This is a genomic window from Pseudomonas sp. GV071 (assembly GCF_003050835.1).
Classification (GTDB): Bacteria; Pseudomonadota; Gammaproteobacteria; order Pseudomonadales; family Pseudomonadaceae; genus Aquipseudomonas.
In genome coordinates this window covers 53,398-75,982 of record NZ_QAOJ01000017.1, presented here as the reverse complement: position 1 = coordinate 75,982, position 22,585 = coordinate 53,398, and the positions used below count along the sequence as shown (strand labels likewise).

Annotated in this window: 19 protein-coding genes and 1 tRNA gene; 13 read left to right on the top strand and 7 right to left on the bottom strand. The window is 61.2% G+C overall.

The annotated features are described in order from the left end of the window. Positions 1 to 90: 90 nt before the first annotated feature. From C8K61_RS24825 to C8K61_RS24810, 4 genes are all read left to right on the top strand, one after another. A complete protein-coding gene (locus tag C8K61_RS24825; protein WP_108099268.1) occupies positions 91 to 1,362 on the top strand; it encodes a YeaH/YhbH family protein in 1,272 nt (423 codons plus the stop codon). A 9-nt stretch (positions 1,363 to 1,371) separates the two neighbouring features. Then, positions 1,372 to 2,937, top strand: coding sequence for a SpoVR family protein (locus C8K61_RS24820; protein ID WP_108099266.1), 1,566 nt, complete (start codon positions 1,372 to 1,374; stop codon positions 2,935 to 2,937). A 77-nt stretch (positions 2,938 to 3,014) separates the two neighbouring features. Further along, on the top strand, positions 3,015 to 3,527 hold the full coding sequence (locus C8K61_RS24815) for a DUF4136 domain-containing protein (RefSeq protein WP_108099263.1): 513 nt from the start codon (positions 3,015 to 3,017) through the stop codon (positions 3,525 to 3,527). A 53-nt stretch (positions 3,528 to 3,580) separates the two neighbouring features. Further along, on the top strand, positions 3,581 to 4,810 hold the full coding sequence (locus C8K61_RS24810) for a multifunctional CCA addition/repair protein (RefSeq protein WP_108099262.1): 1,230 nt from the start codon (positions 3,581 to 3,583) through the stop codon (positions 4,808 to 4,810). 79 nt (positions 4,811 to 4,889) lie between these two features. On the opposite strand, the gene folK is transcribed toward C8K61_RS24810, so the two are convergent. Beyond that, complete coding sequence (gene folK, locus C8K61_RS24805) at positions 4,890 to 5,402, bottom strand: 2-amino-4-hydroxy-6-hydroxymethyldihydropteridine diphosphokinase (RefSeq protein ID WP_108099260.1); 513 nt, start codon at positions 5,400 to 5,402, stop codon at positions 4,890 to 4,892. Next, positions 5,393 to 5,749, bottom strand: a complete 357-nt coding sequence (gene folB / locus C8K61_RS24800; protein WP_108099258.1) for a dihydroneopterin aldolase — start codon at positions 5,747 to 5,749, stop codon at positions 5,393 to 5,395. The genes folK and folB overlap by 10 nt, the downstream gene beginning before the upstream one ends. A 74-nt stretch (positions 5,750 to 5,823) precedes the next feature. Here folB and plsY point away from each other — a divergent pair, with 74 nt between their 5' ends. Beyond that, positions 5,824 to 6,393, top strand: a complete 570-nt coding sequence (gene plsY / locus C8K61_RS24795) for a glycerol-3-phosphate 1-O-acyltransferase PlsY (protein WP_108099256.1) — start codon at positions 5,824 to 5,826, stop codon at positions 6,391 to 6,393. Between the two features lie 3 nt (positions 6,394 to 6,396). Here plsY and tsaD read toward each other — a convergent pair whose 3' ends face one another. After that, complete coding sequence (gene tsaD / locus C8K61_RS24790; RefSeq protein ID WP_108099254.1) at positions 6,397 to 7,422, bottom strand: tRNA (adenosine(37)-N6)-threonylcarbamoyltransferase complex transferase subunit TsaD; 1,026 nt, start codon at positions 7,420 to 7,422, stop codon at positions 6,397 to 6,399. Between the two features lie 198 nt (positions 7,423 to 7,620). Here tsaD and rpsU point away from each other — a divergent pair, with 198 nt between their 5' ends. From rpsU to C8K61_RS24760, 6 genes are all read left to right on the top strand, one after another. Then, entirely contained in the window at positions 7,621 to 7,836 is a 216-nt protein-coding gene (gene rpsU, locus C8K61_RS24785) for a 30S ribosomal protein S21 (RefSeq protein ID WP_002551877.1), read from the top strand. 320 nt (positions 7,837 to 8,156) lie between these two features. Next, complete coding sequence (gene dnaG, locus C8K61_RS24780) at positions 8,157 to 10,166, top strand: DNA primase (protein WP_108099252.1); 2,010 nt, start codon at positions 8,157 to 8,159, stop codon at positions 10,164 to 10,166. Positions 10,167 to 10,233: 67 nt separating this feature from the next. Then, complete coding sequence (gene rpoD / locus C8K61_RS24775) at positions 10,234 to 12,084, top strand: RNA polymerase sigma factor RpoD (protein ID WP_108099250.1); 1,851 nt, start codon at positions 10,234 to 10,236, stop codon at positions 12,082 to 12,084. Between the two features lie 142 nt (positions 12,085 to 12,226). Continuing rightward, entirely contained in the window at positions 12,227 to 15,961 is a 3,735-nt protein-coding gene (locus C8K61_RS24770) for a bifunctional diguanylate cyclase/phosphodiesterase (RefSeq protein WP_108099248.1), read from the top strand. Between the two features lie 16 nt (positions 15,962 to 15,977). Further along, positions 15,978 to 16,054, top strand: a tRNA-Ile gene (locus C8K61_RS24765). Between the two features lie 159 nt (positions 16,055 to 16,213). Continuing rightward, a complete protein-coding gene (locus tag C8K61_RS24760) occupies positions 16,214 to 16,984 on the top strand; it encodes a nuclease-related domain-containing protein (RefSeq protein WP_108099246.1) in 771 nt (256 codons plus the stop codon). A 74-nt stretch (positions 16,985 to 17,058) separates the two neighbouring features. On the opposite strand, the gene C8K61_RS24755 is transcribed toward C8K61_RS24760, so the two are convergent. Beyond that, positions 17,059 to 18,891 carry a DUF3592 domain-containing protein gene (locus C8K61_RS24755; protein WP_158272541.1) on the bottom strand — a complete coding sequence of 611 codons (1,833 nt, stop codon included), beginning with the start codon at positions 18,889 to 18,891 and terminating at the stop codon, positions 17,059 to 17,061. A 367-nt stretch (positions 18,892 to 19,258) separates the two neighbouring features. Here C8K61_RS24755 and C8K61_RS24750 point away from each other — a divergent pair, with 367 nt between their 5' ends. Both C8K61_RS24750 and C8K61_RS24745 read left to right on the top strand, forming a co-directional pair. After that, complete coding sequence (locus C8K61_RS24750; RefSeq protein ID WP_108099242.1) at positions 19,259 to 19,459, top strand: YjfB family protein; 201 nt, start codon at positions 19,259 to 19,261, stop codon at positions 19,457 to 19,459. Between the two features lie 100 nt (positions 19,460 to 19,559). Then, positions 19,560 to 20,069, top strand: a complete 510-nt coding sequence (locus tag C8K61_RS24745) for a hypothetical protein (RefSeq protein WP_108099240.1) — start codon at positions 19,560 to 19,562, stop codon at positions 20,067 to 20,069. Between the two features lie 117 nt (positions 20,070 to 20,186). On the opposite strand, the gene C8K61_RS24740 is transcribed toward C8K61_RS24745, so the two are convergent. The 3 genes from C8K61_RS24740 to C8K61_RS24730 all read right to left on the bottom strand — a co-directional run bounded on the left by C8K61_RS24740 (position 20,187) and on the right by C8K61_RS24730 (position 22,487). Beyond that, the gene (locus C8K61_RS24740) at positions 20,187 to 20,345 is read right to left on the bottom strand and encodes a YqaE/Pmp3 family membrane protein (RefSeq protein WP_074939855.1); all 159 of its coding nucleotides are present in this window, start codon (positions 20,343 to 20,345) and stop codon (positions 20,187 to 20,189) included. A gap of 79 nt (positions 20,346 to 20,424) precedes the next feature. Beyond that, positions 20,425 to 21,384 carry an agmatinase gene (gene speB / locus C8K61_RS24735; protein WP_108099238.1) on the bottom strand — a complete coding sequence of 320 codons (960 nt, stop codon included), beginning with the start codon at positions 21,382 to 21,384 and terminating at the stop codon, positions 20,425 to 20,427. Positions 21,385 to 21,395: 11 nt separating this feature from the next. Continuing rightward, positions 21,396 to 22,487, bottom strand: a complete 1,092-nt coding sequence (locus tag C8K61_RS24730; protein ID WP_108099236.1) for a polyamine ABC transporter substrate-binding protein — start codon at positions 22,485 to 22,487, stop codon at positions 21,396 to 21,398. Between the last annotated feature and the right edge of the window lie 98 nt (positions 22,488 to 22,585).

Genomic DNA, 22,585 nt, shown 5'->3' with positions numbered 1-22,585 from the left:
CGGTCTGCATGCGCATGCAGGCCGCATGAGCGAGTCGGGGTCATAGCGAACTGCCCGCGCGGTAGACCCGGACTGTTCTAAGGAGCGTCCATGAGTTATGTGATCGACCGCCGTCTGAACGGCAAAAACAAAAGCACGGTAAACCGTCAGCGCTTTCTGCGACGGTACCGCGACCATATCAAGAAGGCCGTGGAAGAAGCGGTCAGCCGCCGTTCCATCACCGATATGGAGCATGGCGAACAGATCAGTATTCCCGGCCGCGATATCGATGAGCCGCTGCTGCACCACGGCCGTGGCGGCAAGCAGACCCAAGTCCACCCCGGCAATAAAGACTTCACCACCGGCGAGCGCATTCCCCGGCCGCAAGGTGGTGGCGGTGGCAAAGGCGCCGGCAAGGCCAGCAACTCGGGCGAGGGCATGGACGAGTTTTCCTTCCAGATTACTCAGGAAGAATTCCTCGATTTCATGTTCGAAGACCTCGAACTGCCGAACCTGGTGAAACGCCAACTCACCGGTACCGACACGTTTAAAACCGTGCGCGCGGGGGTCAGCAACGACGGCAATCCTTCACGCATCAATATCGTCCGCACCCTGCGCGCCTCCCATGCCCGACGCATTGCATTGTCCGGCAGCAGCCGAAGCAAACTGCACCTGGCGATTGCCGAGCTGGACCGCCTTAAAACCGAAGAACCCGACAACTTCGCTGACATTCAGACCACAGAAGCCGAAATTGCCCTGCTACGGGCGCGGATCAAGAAGGTGCCATTTCTGGATACCTTCGACCTCAAATACAACCTGCTGGTCAAGCAACCCAACCCCAGTTCCAAGGCGGTGATGTTCTGCCTGATGGACGTGTCCGGCTCGATGACCCAGGCCACCAAGGACATCGCCAAGCGCTTTTTCATCCTGCTGTACCTGTTTCTCAAGCGGAACTACGAAAAGATCGAGGTGGTGTTTATCCGCCACCACACCAGTGCCCGTGAAGTGGACGAGGAAGAGTTCTTCTATTCCCGGGAAACCGGCGGCACCATCGTTTCCAGCGCGCTGAAACTGATGCAGGAAGTGATGGAAGCGCGCTACCCCACCAGCGAGTGGAATATCTACGCAGCGCAGGCGTCCGATGGCGATAACTGGAACGACGACTCACCTATCTGCCGCGACATTCTGATGAAGCAGATCATGCCGTTGGTGCAGTACTTCACCTACGTGGAAATCACCCCGCGTGAGCACCAGGCGCTGTGGTTCGAATACGAACAGGTCGGCGATGCTTTTGCCGACACCTTCGCCCAGCAGCAACTGGTGTCCGCCGGCGACATCTACCCGGTGTTCCGCGAACTGTTTCAGCGCCGACTCGTTACCTGAGGTGTTGCCATGAGCGCTCGAGAGAAGAAAAGAGGCCAGCCCATTTCCACCGGTTCGGAATGGACCTTCGAACTGATCCGCGCCTACGACCGGGAAATCAGCCGGATCGCCGAAGGTTATGCGCTAGATACCTACCCGAATCAGATCGAAGTAATCACGGCCGAGCAAATGATGGATGCCTATGCCTCGGTGGGCATGCCCTTGGGCTACCACCACTGGTCCTACGGCAAACACTTTCTCAGCACCGAGAAATCCTACAGTCGCGGGCAGATGGGCCTGGCCTACGAGATCGTGATCAACTCCGATCCCTGCATCGCCTACCTGATGGAAGAGAACACCATCTGCATGCAGGCACTGGTGGTGGCCCATGCGTGCTACGGGCACAACAGCTTCTTCAAGGGTAACTACCTGTTCCGCACCTGGACCGACGCCAGCTCGATCATCGATTACCTGGTGTTTGCCAAGCAGTACATCATGCAGTGCGAGGAACGCTATGGCATCGACGCGGTAGAAGACCTGCTCGATTCCTGCCACGCACTGATGAACTACGGCGTCGACCGTTACAAACGCCCGTATCCGATTTCCGCCGAGGAGGAACGCCAGCGGCAGAAAGAGCGTGAAGAGCATCTGCAACGGCAGATCAACGATCTGTGGCGCACCATCCCCAAGGGCGCCGACAAGGGCAACGACAAAGACGCCGGGCGCTTTCCGGCCGAGCCGCAGGAAAACATTCTGTACTTCCTGGAAAAACACGCGCCGCTGCTGGAACCCTGGCAGCGCGAAGTGGTGCGCATCGTGCGCAAGATCGCGCAGTACTTCTACCCGCAACGCCAGACCCAGGTGATGAACGAAGGCTGGGCCACGTTCTGGCACTACACGCTGATGAACGATCTGTACGACGAGGGCCTGGTCACCGACGGCTTCATGATGGAGTTCCTGCAGTCGCACACCAGCGTGATCTACCAGCCAGCGTTCGACAGCCCCTATTACAGCGGCATCAACCCCTACACCCTGGGTTTCGCCATGTATAGCGACATCCGCCGGATGTGCGAGAAACCCACCGAAGAAGACCGACGCTGGTTCCCTGAGATTGCCGGCAGCGACTGGCTGTCGACGGTGAAATTCGCCATGAAGAGCTTCAAGGATGAGAGCTTCATCCTGCAGTATCTGTCGCCCAAAGTGATCCGCGACCTGAAGCTGTTCAGCGTGATGGACGACGACCAGAAAGACGAATTGGTGGTGCCGGCCATCCACGACGAACCGGGCTACCAGACCATTCGCGAAACCCTGGCAGCGCAGTACAACCTGGGCAATCGTGAACCGAATATCCAGATCTACAGCATCAACCGCCGCGGCGACCGCTCACTGACCCTGCGCCATCAACAGCACGACCGCAAACCCTTGGGCGACTCCACCGAGGAGGTGCTCAAACACCTGCACCGGCTGTGGGGGTTTGACATCCATCTGGAAACCGTACGCGGTGACCAAGTGGTGCAAACCCAGCATGTACCGCCCCGTGGAGAGAACGAAAGCAGCGAGTACCCAAGGCTGGATCTGGTAATTCCGCCTATTTGAAAAGCCGCCCATTTGATTGGTTGACCGACGACGGGCTTGCGTTGAGCATATTGCATCCTCAGCGGAGCCTGTCGTTTATGCCTGTTCTACGTATTGTCCTCCTCAGCCTGCTGCTCGCCGGCTGCGCCACCTCCTCACCGCAGGTGCTGGTGGTCCAGACCGCCACACCATCGCTCGGCACCCGCCACAGTTTTGAGATGCTGCCGCCCAGCACCAACAACACAGACGGCCAACTGCCGCCCACCGCCGATTACGCCCAAGTGGAAGCCAGCTTGCGCCAGGGCCTGCTCAATCACGGCTATCGCGAAAGCAAAAAAGCCGAAGTGCGAGTGGCCTATACCCTGACCCTGAACGAGACGCCGCTGGAATTTCGCGTCGACAACCCGCCCAACAACCCCTTGGGCAGCTACCTGGCGGTGCACCGCTTTCAGGACGAGTCCGTCACCCTGCGCCTGCGGGTCAGCGACCGTGCCGACAAAACTCTGTGGCAAGGGCTGATCACCACCAGCCTCAGCCCGTCCTGGCGGCGCGCCGAGTTGCTGCATGCGGCAGTGGTCACCCTGCTGCAGCAGATTCCTGTCAGCCGCTAGCCTGGCCTCTGGCGGCGCAGCAGGTATGCTGTGGCGCTAACGGAGGGTTTTACATGCAGATTTACAAGGTCGGCGGCGCCGTGCGGGACCGCCTGCTAGGTCGCCCGGTCACCGATGTCGATTGGCTGGTGGTGGGCGCCAGCGCCGAAGAAATGCTCGCCCAGGGTTTTCGCCCGGTGGGTGACGACTTCCCGGTGTTTCTCCACCCAAAAACCCAAGAGGAATACGCCCTCGCCCGCACCGAACGCAAAAGCGGCCGGGGCTACGGCGGCTTCACTTTTTACGCCAGCCCGGACGTCACCCTCGAAGACGACCTGACCCGCCGCGACTTGACCATCAACGCCATGGCCGAGGATGACCACGGCAACGTGCTCGACCCCTACGGAGGCCTGAAAGACCTTGACGCACGCGTGCTGCGCCATGTGTCCCCGGCCTTTGCCGAAGACCCGTTACGCGTCCTGCGCGTCGCCCGCTTTGCCGCCCGTTATGCGCCTCTGGGCTTTCAGGTGGCGGAAGAAACCCAAGCGCTGATGCGCAGCTTGAGCGAGTCCGGCGAGCTGTCGTCGCTGACCCCGGAGCGCAGCTGGAAGGAAATTTCCCGCGCGCTGATGGAAGATCGCCCGGACGTGTTTATCGAGGTGCTGCACAACTGCGGCGCCTTGAACGCCATGCTGCCGGAGCTGGATGCGCTGTTCGGCGTGCCGCAACCGGCCGCCCATCACCCCGAGATAGATACCGGCATGCATGTGCTCAGCGTGCTGCGCCAATGCGCCGAGCATCAACAACCGCTGACCGTGCGCTGGGCGTGCTTGCTGCATGACTTGGGCAAAGGCCTGACGCCGCCGGAAGAATGGCCACGGCACATCGCCCACGAGCATCGCGGGGTCAAGCTGATCAAAGCGGTGAACGAGCGCTGCAAGGCGCCGCGAGATTGCCAGGAGCTGGCGGTGTTGGTGGGCGAGTACCACACCCATGGCCATCGGGCTTTGGAGCTGAAGGCTTCGACGCTGTTGGAACTGCTACAGACGTTCGACGTGTACCGTCGCCCGCAGCGCTTTGAAGAGTTTATTGCCGCGTGCGAGATGGATGCCCGCGGGCGGCTGGGGTTGGAGCAGCGCGAATACCCACAGGCCGCTTACCTGCGCGCCGCCGCCGAGGCCGCGCGGGCAGTGAAGGTGCAGCCATTGGTGGAGCAGGGATTTAAAGGCGCTGAGCTGGGTGAGGCGCTCAAGCGTGAGCGGTTGAAGGCCCTACAGGCCTACAAAGCATCCGAACGCGCCTGAGCTGTGCTTTTGTGGGAGGGGCTTTAGCCGCGAGTTTTTGATCTTAAAAGCATCGCGGCTAAAGCCCCTCCCACCAGAATCATGCGTTTGGTGTTAATTGTTCGCCGCGCCACTCGAAGGCGACCGGCGCCAGCACCTGCTCGATCTGCGCCTCGCGCCATAGTTCGGCGTAGGGCTTCTGCACACCGGGGTGCAGGTGCTCGGGCACCAACAACGCCAGCGGCCAGAGCACAAAGGCGTTCTTGAGAATCTCGGCCCGCGGCAAAATCAGGCCGTCGAAATCGCCCACCAGATCGCCGTAGGTGAGTACATCGATATCCAGCGGCAGGCCTTTGCGGTTCGGTGCATAGCGGCCGTTGTCGGCTTCGATATGTTTCAGGCGGCGGTCCAGCTCATGCAACGGCAGGTCGGTTTCAGCGAGCACCACCAGATTGAAAAACGGCCCGCTCTTGATCCCCACTGGCTGGCTTTCAAAGACCGGCGAACACTGAATGCCGTGGAGAAATTGCGCCAAGGCCTCAAGGCCGGCAGTCAGATGCGCTTCGCGCTCGACGTTGCTACCGAGGCCCAGCAGGATCGGGGTCAGAGACATCCGCGCTGGATCTCCACGCCCACGCCGCCCGTGGCAGCCGGCACCGCACCGGGCTTGGTGAGTTTCAGGCGCAAGCCGGGAATGTTGAATTCGCTCATCAGCATTTCGGCCAGGCGCTCGGCGAAGGTTTCCACAAGGAGAAACTGCGCTTGCTCGGCAAAGGATTGAATGCGGGCGGAGACGCAAGCGTAGTCCAGCGCCTTGGTCAGGTCGTCACCAGCCGCCGCCGGGCGATTGTCCCAGGCGAAGCTCAGGTCCAGGCGCAGGCACTGGCGAATGTCGCGCTCCCAGTCATAGGCACCGATCACGGTGTCGACTTCCAGACCTTCGATAAACACTCTGTCCAAGCACTCTGCTCCGCCGCACGACAAGGGCGCTGCGCCCCGCTAGAATCGGGGCTCACTCGCCCCGGATGGATACCATGTTCTGGTTGCTGGCGATCCTCGCCTACCTGCTCGGCTCGCTGTCCTTCGCCATTTTGCTCAGCCGTCTGGTCGGTGGTCCCGACCCCCGTGTTGCCGGCTCCGGCAACCCTGGCGCCACCAACATGCTGCGGGTGGCGGGTAAAAAGCTGGCCATTCTGACCTTGTTCGGCGATCTGCTCAAAGGCCTGCTGCCGGTATTGCTCGCCTATGCGCTGGGCTTCAACGTTCAGCAGCAAGCCTGGATCGGCCTGGCCGCCGTGGTCGGGCACCTCTACCCGGTGTACTTCAACTTTCGCGGCGGCAAGGGCGTGGCGACAGCCGCCGGCATGCTCTTGGGCCTCTACCCGCCAGCCGCCCTACTCGCTGTTGCTGGCTGGGGCCTGACCTTCTGGCTGACCCGCACCAGTTCACTCGCGGCCTTGATTGCCACCCCACTGACCCTGCCCTTGCTGGCCTGGCAACAACCGGGGGCCTTGCTGCCGATGAGCGTGCTCACCGGCCTGATCGTTTGGCGCCACCGCAGCAATCTACGCGACCTGCTGGCTGGGCGCGAACGGCATTTCTAAGCCTTAGATCGCCGGCAACTGCTCCATCGGCCAACGCGCCTGCACCGAGATTTCCGGGCCTTCGTGCTGGCCGGCCATCAGGCGCTGGCAACCGGCGTAGGCGATCATCGCGCCATTGTCGGTGCAGAACGCCGGGCGGGCATAAAACACGTTGCCTTTGAACTCACCGAGCATCTTTTCCAGCGAACGACGCAGCGCCTGGTTGGCACTCACGCCGCCGGCAATCACCAGCCGGTTGAGATGGGTCTGCTTGAGCGCGCGGCGGCACTTGATGGTCAGAGTCTCGACCACGGCGGTCTGGAAGGCCAGGGCGATGTCGCTACGGGTTTGTTCGCCGTCGTCGCCAGCCTCACGGCATTGCAGCCAGGTGTTGAGAGCGAAGGTTTTCAGGCCGCTGAAGCTGAAATCCAGACCTGGGCGGTCGGTCATCGGCCGCGGAAAGACGAAGCGCCCTGCCACACCACTGAGCGCCAAGCGGGCGATTTCGGGGCCACCGGGGTAGCCGAGGCCGATCAGTTTGGCGGTCTTATCGAAGGCTTCACCGGCGGCGTCGTCCAGCGACTCGCCCAGCAGTTGGTATTGACCAATGCCGTCGACGCGAACCAATTGGGTGTGGCCGCCGGAAACCAGCAAGGCGACAAACGGAAATTCCGGCGGGGTTTCTTCCAGCATGGGCGCCAGCAGGTGGCCCTCCATGTGGTGTACGCCAAGCGCCGGAATATCCCAGGCGAAGGCCAGGGCCTGAGCGCAGGCAGCCCCCACCAACAAGGCACCGACCAAGCCGGGGCCGGCGGTGTAAGCGATGGCATCAATGTCCTGGGTGGCGCAGCCGGATTGTTCCAGCACTTCGCGAATCAGCGGCAGCATGCGCTTGACGTGATCGCGCGAGGCCAGCTCCGGCACCACGCCGCCGTAGGCCTTGTGCAGGTCGATCTGACTGAACAAAGCGTCGCCCAGCAAGCCGCGCTCGCTGTCATACAAGGCAACGCCGGTTTCATCACAGGAGGTTTCTAATCCCAGCACGAGCATGGGTGTTCCCTTCAGACTGGGCAATTTCGAAGGCGCGCATGATAATCGCCGTCCGTAAGTCCGCCTAGCGGTTTTCGATCAGAGGCTTTGCATTCCTGGCGATGAGGCGTTAACATCCGCAACCCTTAAAAACCGACGTCCTCCAGCTCAGTTTGCAACGAGTACGTCTACCCCGGTAATGAATGAAGGTAGCTCTGGATGCCAGCCGTCAAAGTAAAAGAGAACGAACCCTTCGACGTAGCTCTGCGTCGCTTCAAACGCTCCTGTGAAAAAGCCGGTGTTCTGGCTGAAGTTCGCAGCCGCGAATTCTACGAGAAACCAACTTCCGAGCGTAAACGCAAAGCTGCAGCCGCAGTTAAGCGCCACGCCAAGAAAGTGCAGCGCGAACAGCGCCGCGCCGTTCGTCTGTACTAATACACAGACAAACGCCGCCTGTTTTGCCACGCCCGGCCGCAAGCCGGGCTGCCGGCAGAATCGATAGCACAACGCTTCAAACGCATTAGCGAAGTTATCTACGTTGCTCAGGCAACCACGATAAGCCTCGCTTTTTCGCGTTTGCGCGGGAAAACTTCCGCACGCCACCGAGGCGACACGGCCTGTAGAGCCGACCGCGAACTCTTGGCATGATTAGCCACCTCGCCGCTTCTTGCGTCGAGAAAAGCGCTTTGCACCTTTTTCCGAACACCTGAAATCGCGGCCGCAACGCCAGTGATTCGACCGACTTCGAGAGCGCCATGGCCGGGCTGATTCCCCAAAGCTTTATTGACGACCTGCTCAACCGCACCGACATCGTCGACGTGGTCAGCTCGCGCGTGCAACTAAAGAAGACCGGGAAAAACTTCAGCGCCTGCTGCCCCTTCCATAAAGAGAAGACCCCCTCATTCAGCGTGAGCCCGGACAAGCAGTTCTACTACTGCTTCGGCTGCGGGGCCGGCGGCAACGCCTTGGGTTTCATCATGGACCACGACAACCTGGACTTCGTCCAGGCCGTGGAAGACCTGGCGAAAAGCGCCGGCATGGAAGTGGTGCGCGAAGAGAGCGGCCGCGGTGGCCCGCATAAACCGCGGCAGCCCACCGATTCGCCGCTGTACCCGCTGCTGACGGCCGCCGCCGAATACTACCGCCAGGCGCTGAAAAGCCACCCGACCCGCAAAGCTGCGGTCGACTATCTGAAAGGCCGCGGCCTGTCCGGTGAAATCGCCCGCGACTTCGGCCTGGGCTTCGCCCCGCCCGGCTGGGACAACCTGATGAAGCACCTGGCCACCGACACGCTGCAACAGAAAGCGATGATCGAAGCCGGCCTGCTGATCGAGAACGCCGACAGCGGCAAACGCTACGACCGCTTCCGCGACCGGGTGATTTTCCCCATTCGCGACAGCCGCGGCCGCATCATCGCCTTTGGCGGCCGGGTGCTGGGTGACGACAAACCCAAGTACCTGAACTCCCCGGAAACCCCGGTATTCCATAAAGGCCAGGAACTCTACGGCCTGTATGAAGCGCGCAAGAGCAACCGCGACCTAGATGAGGTGATGGTGGTTGAGGGCTACATGGACGTCATCGCCCTGGCCCAACAAGGCCTGCGCAATGCGGTCGCCACCCTCGGCACCGCCACCAGCGAAGAACATTTAAAGCGCCTGTTCCGCATCGTGCCCAGCGTGCTGTTCTGCTTCGACGGCGATCAGGCCGGCCGTAGCGCCGCCTGGCGCGCCCTGGAGTCGACGCTGCCAAGCCTGCAAGACGGCCGCCGCGCGCGCTTTCTGTTTTTGCCCGAAGGCGAAGATCCGGACAGCCTTGTCCGCGCCGAGGGCACGGACGCCTTCCGCGCCCGGATCAACCAACAGGCCCAGCCGCTGGCGGATTACTTTTTCCAGCAACTGACCCAGGAAGCTGACCCGCGCTCCCTGGAGGGCAAGGCGCATCTGGCCACCCTGGCAGCCCCGCTGATCGACAAGATCCCTGGTGCCAACCTGAAGATTCTGATGCGTCAGCGGCTCACGGAAATCACTGGCCTGAGCAGCGAATCGTTCAGCCAGCCAAGCGCCCATCACAACCCGGTCAGCACACCCGCCGTGCCATCGCATGCCGCCCACGGCATGGACGAACCGCCGCATTTCGACCCCAACGCCTACTACGATGCGCAGCCCGAATACGGCCACGAGGAGTACGCGCCACAGCCCGAGCAGACCTGGCAGCCGAAAACCGGCTTCAAGGGCAAAGGCCAGGGTGGCGGCAAAAAATGGGAAAAGAATTGGAGCAAGAAGGGCGACCGCGACCGCGATGATTTCCCGCGCGGGCCTCGCGTCGCGGCGCCCGTGGAATCACCCACGCTCACCGCCCTGCGAACCTTGCTGCACCATCCGCAACTGGCGGAGAAAGTCGAAGATGCCAGCCACTTCGCGGCAGAAAACGACACCTACGCCCAACTGCTGGTCGCCCTGCTGGGAGCCATGCAGAAGAACCCGAAGCTGCGTTCACTGCAGTTGATCGCCCGCTGGCACGGCACCGAGCAGGGCCGCCTGCTCAAGGCATTGGCAGAAAAGGAATGGCTGATTGATGCCGACAACCTTGAACAACAGTTTTTCGACACTATAACTAGTCTGGCAGCACGCCAACGTGAGCGCAGCCTGGAACATTTGCTGCGTAAAGCCCGTCAAAGTGAGCTCAGCGCAGAGGAGAAAGAACAACTGCGCGACCTGCTCAGTCGTACCGCAACTCCCGTCACCCCGACCTCAACTGGCGCGTGAGGTCTCAGCTCTGGTATAATCCTCGGCTTGTTTTTTGCCCGCCAAGACCTTCAGTGGATAGGGTGTTATGTCCGGAAAAGCGCAACAACAGTCCCGCCTTAAAGAGTTGATCAGCCGTGGTCGTGAGCAGGGTTACCTGACTTACGCAGAGGTCAACGACCACCTACCGGAGGATATTTCAGATCCGGAACAGGTGGAAGACATCATCCGCATGATTAACGACATGGGGATCAACGTATTCGAGAGTGCTCCGGATGCGGACGCTCTGCTATTGGCTGAAGCCGATACCGACGAAGCGGCCGCCGAAGAAGCAGCCGCTGCTTTGGCTGCGGTAGAAACCGATATTGGCCGCACCACCGACCCGGTGCGCATGTATATGCGCGAAATGGGTACGGTCGAACTGCTGACCCGCGAAGGCGAGATCGAAATCGCCAAACGCATCGAGGAAGGCATTCGTGAAGTCATGGGCGCTATTGCCCATTTCCCAGGCACGGTCGACAGCATTCTTTCCGAGTACACCCGCGTCACCACCGAGGGCGGCCGTCTGGCCGAAGTCCTCAGCGGCTACATCGACCCGGATGACGGCATTGCCGCGCCGGCCGAAGTACCCGTCCCGGTTATCAAAGACGGCGCAGCTGCTGCCGAACCTGAAACCGACGACGAAGAAGCCGACGGTGATAGCGAAGACGAAGAAGAAGGTGATGGCGGCCCGGATCCGGAAGTCGCTCGCGTGCGCTTTGGCGCCGTGGCCGATCAGCTGGAAAAAGCCAAGAAGGTGCTGAAGAAGCACGGTCGCGACAGCAAGCAAGGCCTGGCCGAGCTCGCTGAACTGGCCGACTTGTTCATGCCGATCAAGCTGGTTCCCAAGCAGTTCGACGTCCTGGTTACCCGTGTTCGTGATGCCCTGGATCGTCTGCGTCAGCAAGAACGCGCCATCATGCAGCTGTGTGTGCGTGATGCCCGTATGCCGCGCGCCGACTTCCTGCGTCAGTTCCCAAGCCACGAAATCGACGAAAGCTGGGCCGAGCAACTGGCCAAAGGCAAAAGCAAATACGCTGAAGCCATTGGTCGTCTGCAGGCCGACATCCAGCGTTGCCAGCAAAAGCTGGTTGCCCTGGAAACCGAGACCGGCCTGAAACTGGCTGAGATCAAGGACATCAACCGTCGCATGTCGATCGGTGAGGCCAAGGCCCGCCGCGCGAAGAAAGAGATGGTTGAAGCGAACTTGCGTCTGGTGATCTCCATCGCCAAGAAGTACACCAACCGTGGTCTGCAATTCCTCGATCTGATCCAGGAAGGCAACATCGGTCTGATGAAAGCGGTGGACAAGTTCGAATACCGTCGCGGTTACAAGTTCTCGACTTATGCCACCTGGTGGATCCGTCAGGCGATCACTCGCTCGATCGCCGACCAGGCCCGCACCATCCGTATTCCGGTGCACATGATCGAGACGATCAACAAGCTCAACCGCATCTCGCGTCAGATGCTTCAGGAAATGGGCCGCGAGCCTACTCCGGAAGAACTGGGTGAGCGCATGGAAATGCCTGAGGACAAAATCCGTAAGGTATTGAAGATCGCCAAAGAGCCGATCTCCATGGAAACACCGATTGGCGATGATGAAGACTCCCACCTGGGTGACTTCATCGAAGACTCCACCATGCAGTCGCCCATCGATGTCGCCACGGTAGAAAGCCTCAAGGAAGCGACCCGCGAAGTACTCGCCGGCCTCACCGCGCGTGAAGCCAAGGTACTGCGCATGCGCTTCGGCATCGACATGAATACCGACCACACCCTCGAGGAAGTTGGTAAACAGTTCGATGTAACCCGCGAGCGGATCCGGCAGATCGAAGCCAAGGCGCTGCGCAAGCTGCGTCATCCGACCCGCAGCGAGCACCTGCGCTCGTTCCTCGACGAGTGATTTTTTGCTCAACGAGTAACGCGTAACAAAAGCGCAAACAAAACCCCCGGCCTCGACCGGGGGTTTTGCTTTCTGGATGCTGGCAACGCGCCACAAGGCTACACTCGGCACATCTTCCACAACGCTGTCTCGAGGCCGCGTCATGCCGCGACTGCTCGCCACTCTGCTGCTGTGTTTGGCCTATTGGACAGCCCCCGCCCAGGCGTTGACGCTGACTCAGGAGGAGCAAGCCTGGCTCACGGCTCACCCCACCTTGCGCATGGGTGTCGACGCGACATGGCCACCATTCGAATACCGCGACGAGCAGGGCCGCTACATGGGTTTGGCGGCTGACTACATCGCTTTGGTGGAAAAACGCCTGGGCGTGAAGATGGAAATCTATGAGCCCACCACCTGGAGCGAAGTGCTCAAGCAGGCCCGAGCCGGCACCATCAATCTGCTGCCCGGCGCCATGTCCACCCCGGAGCGGCAAAGCTACCTGAGCTTCACCCGCCCTTACCTCGACTTCCCCATCGTCATCCTCGCCCGTACCAATGGCCGCCAGCCGCGCGAGCTGAAAGACCTGTACGGCCTGAAAGTCGCAGTAGTAGAAAACTACGCACCGCACGAAATCCTGCGCAGCCAGCACCCGGACCTCAATCTGCTGCCCGTACCCAATGTCGCTGCCGCCCTGCAAGCGGTCGGCACTGGCCAGGCAGACGCCCTGGTCGGCGACCTCGCCTCCAGCGTCTGGAGCCTGCGCCAACTCAAGCTCGAAGGCATCGCCATCACCGGCGAAACGCCCTACCGCTACCAACTGTCGATGGCCGTACCGAAAGACCAGGCCATTCTGGTGGATATCCTCGACAAGCTGTTCGCCGACCTGAGCAGCAGCGAAATCGAAGCCATGCAGGAGCACTGGCTCGGTGGCGTGCTGGACCAACGCAGCGTCTGGCGCAAAACCCTGATGGTGGCGGGCCCAGGCCTGGCGATCCTGCTACTGGTATTGATTGCAGTGGTAGCGGTGAACCGCCGCCTGAGCAGCGAAATCAGCCGCCGCGGTACCCTGGAACAAGCCCTGCGCAGCAGTGAACAGCATTTTCGCAGCCTGGTGGAATGCCTGTCGGCGGTGACCTGGGAAGCCAACCGCGACGATTTCAGCTACACCTACGTATCGCCCCACGCCGAAAAACTCTTCGGCTACCCGTTAAGCGCCTGGCACGACCCGGACTTCTGGGCCAACGCCCTGCATCCCGAAGACCGCGAACGCACCCTGAGTTACTGCCGCCAGGAGACCGACGCCGGCCGCGACCACACCATCGACTACCGCATGTACGCCGCCGACGGCCGCCTGATCTGGGTGCACGACATCGTCACCCTGATCGAACACCGCGGTGCCGCCGTGCTGCGCGGGGTAATGATCGACGTCACCGAAACCAAACAGATCGAACAGGCCCTGCGTCTCTCCGAACAGAAGTTCGCCTCAGTGTTCCAGCAGTGCCCGGACATCCTGGTGATCGCCCGTCGAGAAGATGGCTGCCTACTGGAAGTGAACCCGTCCTTCGAAGAGCACACCGGCATCCGCGCCGCCGACGCGCTCGGCAAAAACGGCACCAAATTGAACCTCTGGGGCGTGCCCGGCGCCGGCCCGCAGGTGCTTCAGCGCCTGCAGCGAGAAAGCCTGCGCAACCTGGAGATGCTGTTCCGCCGGCAGAACGGCGAACTCTTCACCGGCCTGATTTCTGCCCAGCAGTTCCAACTCGCTGATACCCCTGCGCTGGTGGTCGTCGTGCGCGATATCAGCCAAGTGAAACAAACCCAGGAACAGCTCCAGTTTTCCGAAGAGAAGTTCGCCAAAGCCTTCCACGCCTCGCCCGACGGCTTGTTGCTAACCCGCATGCAGGACGGCCGGATCCTGGAAGTGAACGAAGGCTTCAGCAGCCTGACCGGCTACAGCAATGACGACGTCGCCAACCAGTCCACCATCGGCCTTGGCCTGTGGCACAACCCGGCGGATCGCGCCGCCGTCATGCAACGCCTGAAAGACACCGGCACGGTACGCGACTACACCGCCGTCATTCGCGCCAAAAACGGCGAACTGCGACTGTGCGAAATATCCATGCAGGGCATGCAAATCAACGGCGAACGCTGCGTACTGACCATTGCCCGCGACGTCACCGAACGCACCCGCACCCAGGAAAAACTCCAGCTCGCCGCCACCGTGTTCGAAAGCACCGCCGAAGGCGTGCTGATCACCGATACCGAACAACGCATCACCGCCGTCAACCGTGCGTTCACCGAGATCACCGGCTACAGCGAGGCCGAAGCCTTGGGCCGCTCGCCGCACCTACTCGCCTCCGGCCAGCACGACAGCGCCTTCTACGCCGCCATGTGGCACCAGCTCGATGCCACCAGCCACTGGCAAGGCGAGATCTGCAATAAACGCAAAAATGGCGAGCTATACCCCCAGTGGCTGACCATCAGCGCCGTGCGCAACAGCGAGGGCCGGATCGCCCATTTTGTCGGCGTGTTCGCCGACATCACCTCGCTCAAACGCGCCCAGGACAAACTCGACCACCAGGCCCACCACGACTCGTTGACCGGCCTGCCCAACCGCCTGCTGTTCGAAAACCGCCTGCACGCCATGCTCGCCGACGGCCAATCCAACAGCAGCCTCGGCGCCGTGCTGTTCCTCGACCTCGATCGCTTCAAACACATCAACGACAGCCTCGGCCACCCGGTCGGCGACCTCTTGCTACAAGCCACCGCCCAGCGCCTGCGCAGCCAACTGCGCGACATCGACACCGTCGCACGGCTGGGCGGTGACGAATTCATCATCTTGTTGCCCGGCCTGCACCAGGCCGAAGATGCCGAACGGGTGGCGAACAAACTGCTCACCTGCCTGAGCGCGCCCTTCCAGGCTGACGGCCATGAGTTCTTCATCACCGCCAGCATCGGCGCTAGCCTGTTTCCCCAGGATGGCATGGACGTCGCCACCCTGATCAAAAACGCCGACGCCGCCATGTACCGCTCCAAAGCCAACGGCCGCAACCGCGCCGAGCTGTACACCCGCGACCTGACCGAACAGGCCACCGACCGCATCGCCCTGGAAAACGAACTGCGCCGCGCCATCGAACGCAACGAACTGAGCCTGCACTACCAACCGAAACTGTGCCTGGTCACCCGCCAGATTGTGGGTGCCGAAGCACTGCTGCGCTGGCACAGCCCGGTGTTTGGCAACGTGCCGCCAGAACGTTTTATCGCCCTGGCCGAAGACAACGGCCTGATCCTGCCGATCGGCGACTGGGTGCTGGCCCAAGCCTGCAAGCAGATGGGCGAATGGCAACAACAGCACCAACCGTTCGGCCCGCTTTCGGTCAACCTCGCCGGCGCCCAACTGCGCCAGCCTCGCCTGGTCGAGCGCATCGCCAACCTGCTGGCCGAACACCACCTGCAGCCGAATATGCTGCAACTGGAAATCACCGAAAGCTTCATCATGAACCAGACCGAAGAAGCCCTGACCATCCTCCACGACCTGAAAAAACTTGGCGTGCTGCTGGCCATCGACGACTTCGGCACCGGCTACTCCTCCCTCAGCTACCTCAAGCGCCTGCCGCTCGACACCCTGAAAATCGACCAATCCTTCGTCCGCGGCCTGCCCGAAGACCCCCACGACGCCGCCATTACCCGCGCCATCATTGCCCTGGGCCGCAGCATGCAACTGACCGTCATCGCCGAAGGAGTAGAAACCCCCGAACAGGAAGGCTTCCTCATTCAAGAAGGCTGCGAACAAATCCAGGGTTTCATCCTCAGCCGCGCGGTAACCCCTGACAAATTTGCAGGGACTTTCCTAACCCCGCGCCACGCAATTGGCACTCCGCAAACCGCGCCGGTATAATCCGCGCACTTTCTGAGGGCCTATAGCTCAGTTGGTTAGAGCAGAGGACTCATAATCCTTTGGTCCACGGTTCAAGTCCGTGTGGGCCCACCAATTAAAAAGCCGCGCAACTGCGCGGCTTTTTTGTGCCTGCCGTAACCGCAGCGCTCGCTATCAAGTAGACACAGCCCGTGGGAGGGACAATTTATCTGGGCCATCTGCCATCACTTTGGATAAGATCCCAAATCCCTCAGGAAGAGTGACGGTTTAGAAATGGATTTCAGCCCTATCATTGCCCAGATCTCAGGTACATTTGCCTGGTTTATCCCGCTAATGGTGCTGGTCGGCCTACTGAAAACCCCTTGGGCAAAGGGGTATATCGGCGAACTCCTCGTACGCTTATTCGCCCACTGGCGGTTGGATAAAAATACCTACCGCCGCCTGCACAACGTCACCCTGAATACGCTTGACGGCACCACGCAGATCGATCACGTGTTTCTCTCACGTTTCGGCATCTTTGTGCTGGAAACGAAGAACATGAGCGGGTGGATTTTCGGCGGAGAAAAGCAAGCGCAGTGGACGCAAAAACTCTACAAACACACATTCAAATTCCAGAACCCACTGCGGCAGAACTACAAACATCTGAAGGCGCTGGAAGCCACTCTGGGCGTGAATGCCGAGCAGTTGCACTCGGTGATTACCTTCGTTGGCGGCAGCACGTTCAAAACGCAAATGCCTGCCAACGTAACTCAAGGCATTGGTTTTATCCGCTATATCAAAGCCTTCCAGGAGCCGATATTTAGCCAGGCAGAAGTCGATATTTTTCTGCAGGCGCTGCAAACCGGCCGGCGCGCAGCGACGCTCGCCACCCACCGCGAACACGTGCAAAACCTCAAGCGCAGAAACGATCCGACTGCAGAGCGGCAATGCCCAAAGTGTGGCAGCGCCTTACTGATACGAACGGTGAAGTCCGGTGCCAATGCTGGGAAGCAGTTTTGGGGATGCTCGGCATTTCCCAAGTGCAGAACAATGCAGAGCCTTTAATACTCGCCACACCATTAAAAATGCCGCGCAATGCGCGGCTTTTTCGTTTCTGCTTTTCGAGTAATGAAGGCCTCTCAGGCACTCACCTCTTCCCTCTCCAACGCCTCCAACTCCCCACTGGCAGGATCAAGCCGCCAGTCATCCTGGCTCTCGGTAAGTTGGTTATTCACGCTAAACAACGTCGGTGCCTGCTTCCAGCGCAACGTGTCGAAGCGGTAGTCGATCAGCGGGCGGTAATCCACTTCGGTGCTGCGTTGGGTGGGCAGGTCGTGGAGGGTCATCATCGGGAAGTCGAGGTCTTCGTTGACGTACCAGTACAGGAGCCAGCGCCCGCTTTCGTCGAGGGTCAGGTCCATGTAGGCGCGGCATTCGTCTGGCTCGGCGATGCGGGTGATGGTTTGGGTGTTGAGGTCCAGCAGGTCGATGGCGGTGCCGTTTTCGCTGTAGACCAGGCGGTTGTCGGCGCTCAGGTGTTGCGGGGTAGGCAGGAGCAAGCCGGAGCTTGGCGGCTTGCCGGGGCGGAGGGCCAGGTCGGGGATCGCTTCGGCGCGGGCGTAGGCTGCGGCGGTGAGGACGTAAAGCAGCAGTCGTGGCGGCTCGTCAACGGCCTCAAGGCTATGAAGGGCGTAGAGGCGGCCTTGTGGGGTTTCGCCGAGTAGCGCGCCCAGGTGGCTGCCGGAGGCGCTCAGGTGTTGCTGGAGTTGGCTGGCGAAGGTTTCACCAGCCAGGCCGCCGAGGGTGTCGCCGTTCAGTTTGAACAGGCGATGGTAGCGCCAGGCCAGCGGGTGGTTCTGGGTTTTGGCCAGGCGGGCGATGTTGTTTTCGCCTTCGGTGCCGACGCTCAGGGGAATGCGTTCACGGGGAAATACCGGGGACTCGAGCAGCACCTGGTGCAGCGCTTCGCTGAGCATGACCATTTCACCGTAGGGGAACGGTACGTAAAGTCGCTCGGCACGCCCTTGCTGGCTAAGCCAGCGATTGAACAGGCGCGCCAGGGCCAGGTCGATCTGGCGGGTATCGACGTCCTGGCCTCCTTCTTCGTCGAGCCCTGGCAGGCGCAGCACGCCGTTTTCGCCGTAGTGCAGTTCGCCGGGCTGTTTGCCGACGCGCACCTTGAGGTCAATGCCGCGGCGGCCGAACCAGGCCGCCATGCTTTGCACCCGCTCGGCGAAGGTGCCGGACCCGCTGTTGCACACGCGGTAGTCCGCCAGGTGCAGGGCGTAGTACTGCTGGATATGTTTTTTGAACGCCGGCAACGGCAGCGGCTGGTGCTCCAGGTTGAAGAAGCCGTTGGCTTCCAGCGCTTTCACCAGGGCCTCGCTGTCACGTTTGCTGCGCCGCAAGGAGGGAATCAGGCGCGGGGCGAGAAAGGTAAATACGCTGACGAACGCCAGCAACGGCAAGAACAGCAGAATCAGAATCAGCGTGCTCGGCTTCAGGTAGTGGCCATAGCGCGCGTAGAAGGCGTCCACTTTGCCGGCGCTCTGCTGTTCAGGTGTGGCCGGCAGGCTGCGGTAAATCACGCCACTGCCCCAGGCAAAGATATAGGCCATCAGCAGGGCAAACAGGGGCGTGCTGGCCAGGCTCGACAGCGAACGGATGATCGCGCGGTCGGGGGCATTGGGGTCGACGTAGATGCTCAGTTGCTCTCCCACGGCGTAGGGCTTCTCGCGGGAGGAATCATGGTCGCTGGCAACCACGGCCTGGCCGTCGCGTTGATAGCTCAGCAATGGCACATAGAGCGGTGGGCGGTCTGGGTCGCGCTGGGCGTTGCGGTAGTCGCTGACCGTGGCGCTGTGCACCTCAGCATGGGCGACGAACCACAACGTGCGCGCCACCGAGGAGAAAAATCCGAACAGGAACAGCGCAGCCAACGCCAGGAGGAACAGGGCACATGCACGTTTCATCGCCATATTCAGAATCCCCCCTGATCGCCGCTATCACACCGCGCCAGCACACCAATGGCAGCGGGGACGAGGCATACACGCAGACGGGAAACAGCCGGCAATTCGCTGATGAACATAGTGAGTCCTTTCATTGGTTGTCGCGCTGACGCGAGGGTTCCTGAGCACGCCGGAACGCTACTAAAGCAACCGCCCCCTGTCTACGGCGCAGTTCGTCCTGGCACCCACCCTGAATGACCAACGGCCCTCCAGCACACCCCTTCCCTGCCGATACAGCCGATTCAACCTCGCCTGCGCCCGGCACCTTAGTTGAACTTAGGGGCCCAGCGGCCAGTCGACCTTAGGTAACCGTTTCCTACGGAGGTACGGCATGGACATTTCCAGTGTTGGCGCGGCGGTCTCGAATGCGCATTCCGCGAAGCTCGCATCCGATGTGTCGATCAAGATGCTCAGCAAAGCCTTGGACTTGCAGTCCAGCAGCGCCATGGCGTTGATTCAGGCAATTCCCGATCTATCGGCGGTGCCGAGCAATCCACCGAATCTGGGCAATGCCATTGATGTAATGGTCTGACGGCAGATTGGCCTTGTGTGTGGCGCATTGCCTACACTGGGCTGATAACAAGACACCCGTAATGACTGAAAACTGCCTTCATCGGCAGCATGGAGCGAAGATGACTCAGGACAATGCAAAACCAAGTTGGCATCAACAAGTGGCCGAGGATCTGGTCGACCCGGTGATGAAGGACTTGACCTGGCACGGTCGGACCACCGACTGGTTTTTGCAGGATCTGGTGCAACTGACCAACGAAACCGAGCTGCAGGTGGGGATCACCTTGTCGACCCCGGCCGGCATTATCTCGGGCATTCTGATCAGCGTTGAGCAGTATTTCCGCCTGTTTGGCGAGGCGTTTGCCAGCTCCTGGCCGGTGGCCGATGCCGACCGCCTGCGGGCGCACTATGCGGAGTTGGGCAAGTCGCGTTTGCCCAAGACCGACGGCGAAACACCGCCACCGGTGCAGTACCTGCATTTGAAGGACGCCAAGCTGAGCACGCCGTCCGGGCAGATGCCGGCCAGCGACGGGTTACTGTGGCGCGGCACCATTGCTTCGATTTCCGGCTTCTCGCTGGGTTTGCTGGCGGATGATCTGGGTGATGACATTCAGCTGACGTTGCAGCAGTAATCACCCGCTAAGGTAAAAGAGCCCCGCCATTGCGGGGCTTTTTGTTGGGCGAAGATTCTCCGCCGTCGTCCCAGCGCAGGCTGGGACGACGGTGGGGGGCTGGTAGATGAGGACGGATCAGCGCTTGGCGATGATGTACACCGCGTGGACGATGCCGGGGATGTAGCCACACAACGTCAGCAGGATATTGAGCCAGAAGGCGCCGCCAAAACCTACTTGCAGGAAAACGCCGAGCGGCGGCAGCAGAATGGCGATCAGGATGCGGATCAGGTCCATGAAGTCAGTTCCTTTCAGTTGAAAACGTACCCCATAACCGACCCGCGACCCGCCTGCGCAGTTCAACCTCAGTAACGCCTCAATCTTTGTGCGTATGTTTCGCCGCGTACAGGCAGAGCATTTCCACCGCTATCGTGGCGCCGGCCAGGGCGGTCACTTCGGCGTGGTCGTAAGGCGGTGCCACTTCCACCACGTCCATGCCCACCAGGTTGATGCCTCGCAGGCCACGGAGAATCTCCAGGGCCTGATGACTGCTCAAACCGCCGCAGACCGGCGTGCCGGTGCCGGGGGCAAACGCCGGGTCGAGGCAGTCGATGTCGAAAGTCAGGTACACCGGATTGTCGCCCACCCGGGCGCGGATCTGTTCAGCGATCTGCTCCGGGGTGTGGCGGTGCACGTGGCGGGCGTCGAGTACCTGAAAGCCCATGACGTCATCGTTGGTGGTGCGCAGGCCGATCTGCACCGAGCGCGCCGGGTCTACCAAGCCCTCGCGAGCGGCGTGGTAGAACATCGTGCCGTGATCGATGCGCTGCACCTCTTCGTCCGGCCAGGTGTCGCTGTGGGCGTCGAAGTGAATCAGAGACAGGCTGCCGTGCTTTTTCGCATGGGCTTTGAGCAACGGGTAGCTGATGAAGTGGTCGCCACCCAGGGTAAGCATGGCGCAGCCGGCGGCGAGGATCTCGTCGGCGTGGGCCTCGATAGCACCAGGGGTGAGCTGCGGTTGGCCATGGTCGAAATCGCAGTCGCCGTAATCGATCACAGCCAGTTCGTCGAAGGGGTCGAACTCCCAGGCCGATGGGCGCGCCCAGGCCATTTGCGTGGACGCCGCGCGAATCGCCCGCGGACCAAACCGGGTGCCGGGACGGTTGGTGGTGGCGGTGTCGAACGGCACGCCACTGACCACCACATCGACGCCGCGAAGGTCGCGGCTGTAGCGGCGGCGCATAAAGCTGGTGATGCCGCCGTAGGTGGATTCGGCGGCGGTGCCATAGAGGCTGTCACGGGTGATGGCTTGGTCGTTACGGGTGGCCTGATCCATGTCGGCTGTCCTTATTTGTAGTGGCTGCGGAAGGCGGTCCATAGGCGGGTGCGCTCGCGTTGTTGCGCCAGGGTTTGCATCTGCTCGCTGAACAGGTGCGCGCGCACCTCGGCGGGTGGGTAGATATCCGGGTCGCTGGTCACGGCCAGGTCGACCATGGCCGTGGCAGCGCTGTTGGCGTTGGCAAAGAACACGCTGTTGGTGACCTCAGCGATCGCCTCGGGACGCAGCATGTAATTGATGAACGCCAGGGCCGCTTGCGGGTGCGGGGCGTCAACCGGAATGGCCATGGTGTCGAACCACACCAGGGTGCCTTCGCGAGGAATGCGGTAGACCACTTCGAACGGCTGCTTGGCTTCCACCGCACGGGCGGCGGCAGTGGCGGCGTCACCGTTGTAGCTCAGGGCCAAACACACCTCACCTTTGGCCAGGTCGTCGATCTGCCGGCCGGAGGCCACGTAGCGGACGTTTGGCTGCAGAGCGGCGAGCAGTTGCTGCACCTGTTTGAGGTCAGCGGGTTGCGTGCTGTAGGGGTCGTGACCGAGGTAGTTGAGGGCGATGCTGATCACCTCTTGCGGCGAGTCGAGCACGCCGATGCCGCAGTCTTTCAGCTTGCTGGCGTATTCGGGCTTGAACAGCAGGTCGAGGCTGTTGAGCGGCACGTCGTTGCCCAGGCGCTTGCTGACCGCGTCCTTGTTCAGCCCGAGGCCGACGGTGCCCCAGGTGTAGGGCACGCCGTAGCGGTTGTCGGGGTCGGAGGTGGCGAGTTTGCTCAGCAGATCCGGGGCAAGGTTGCTGTAAAGCTTGAGGCCGGCAGGGTCGATCGGCTGCACGGCTTTGGCCTTGATGGCGCGGGCCAGGCCACTGGATGAGGGGAAGACCAGGTCGTAGCCGCTGCCGCCGGTGAGCAGTTTGCTGTCCAGGGCTTCGGGGCTGTCGAACACGTCGTACTTGATCTGGATGCCGGTCTCGGCCTGAAAGCCCTTGAGCGCTTCAGGGCCGATGTATTCAGACCAGTTGTAGATATTCAGCGCCTTTTCTTCTGCCTGCAGATGCAGGGGCAAAGTGGCGGCCAGCAGTAACGCGCACGCGGCTATTCGCATGATGGTGATCTCCTGGGCAGATTACGGTGACCGCGCCTCTCGCAGGGCCGCTCCGGTGCAAACAGGGCGGCAGGAAGCTCTGGATGGCCGTGATACTG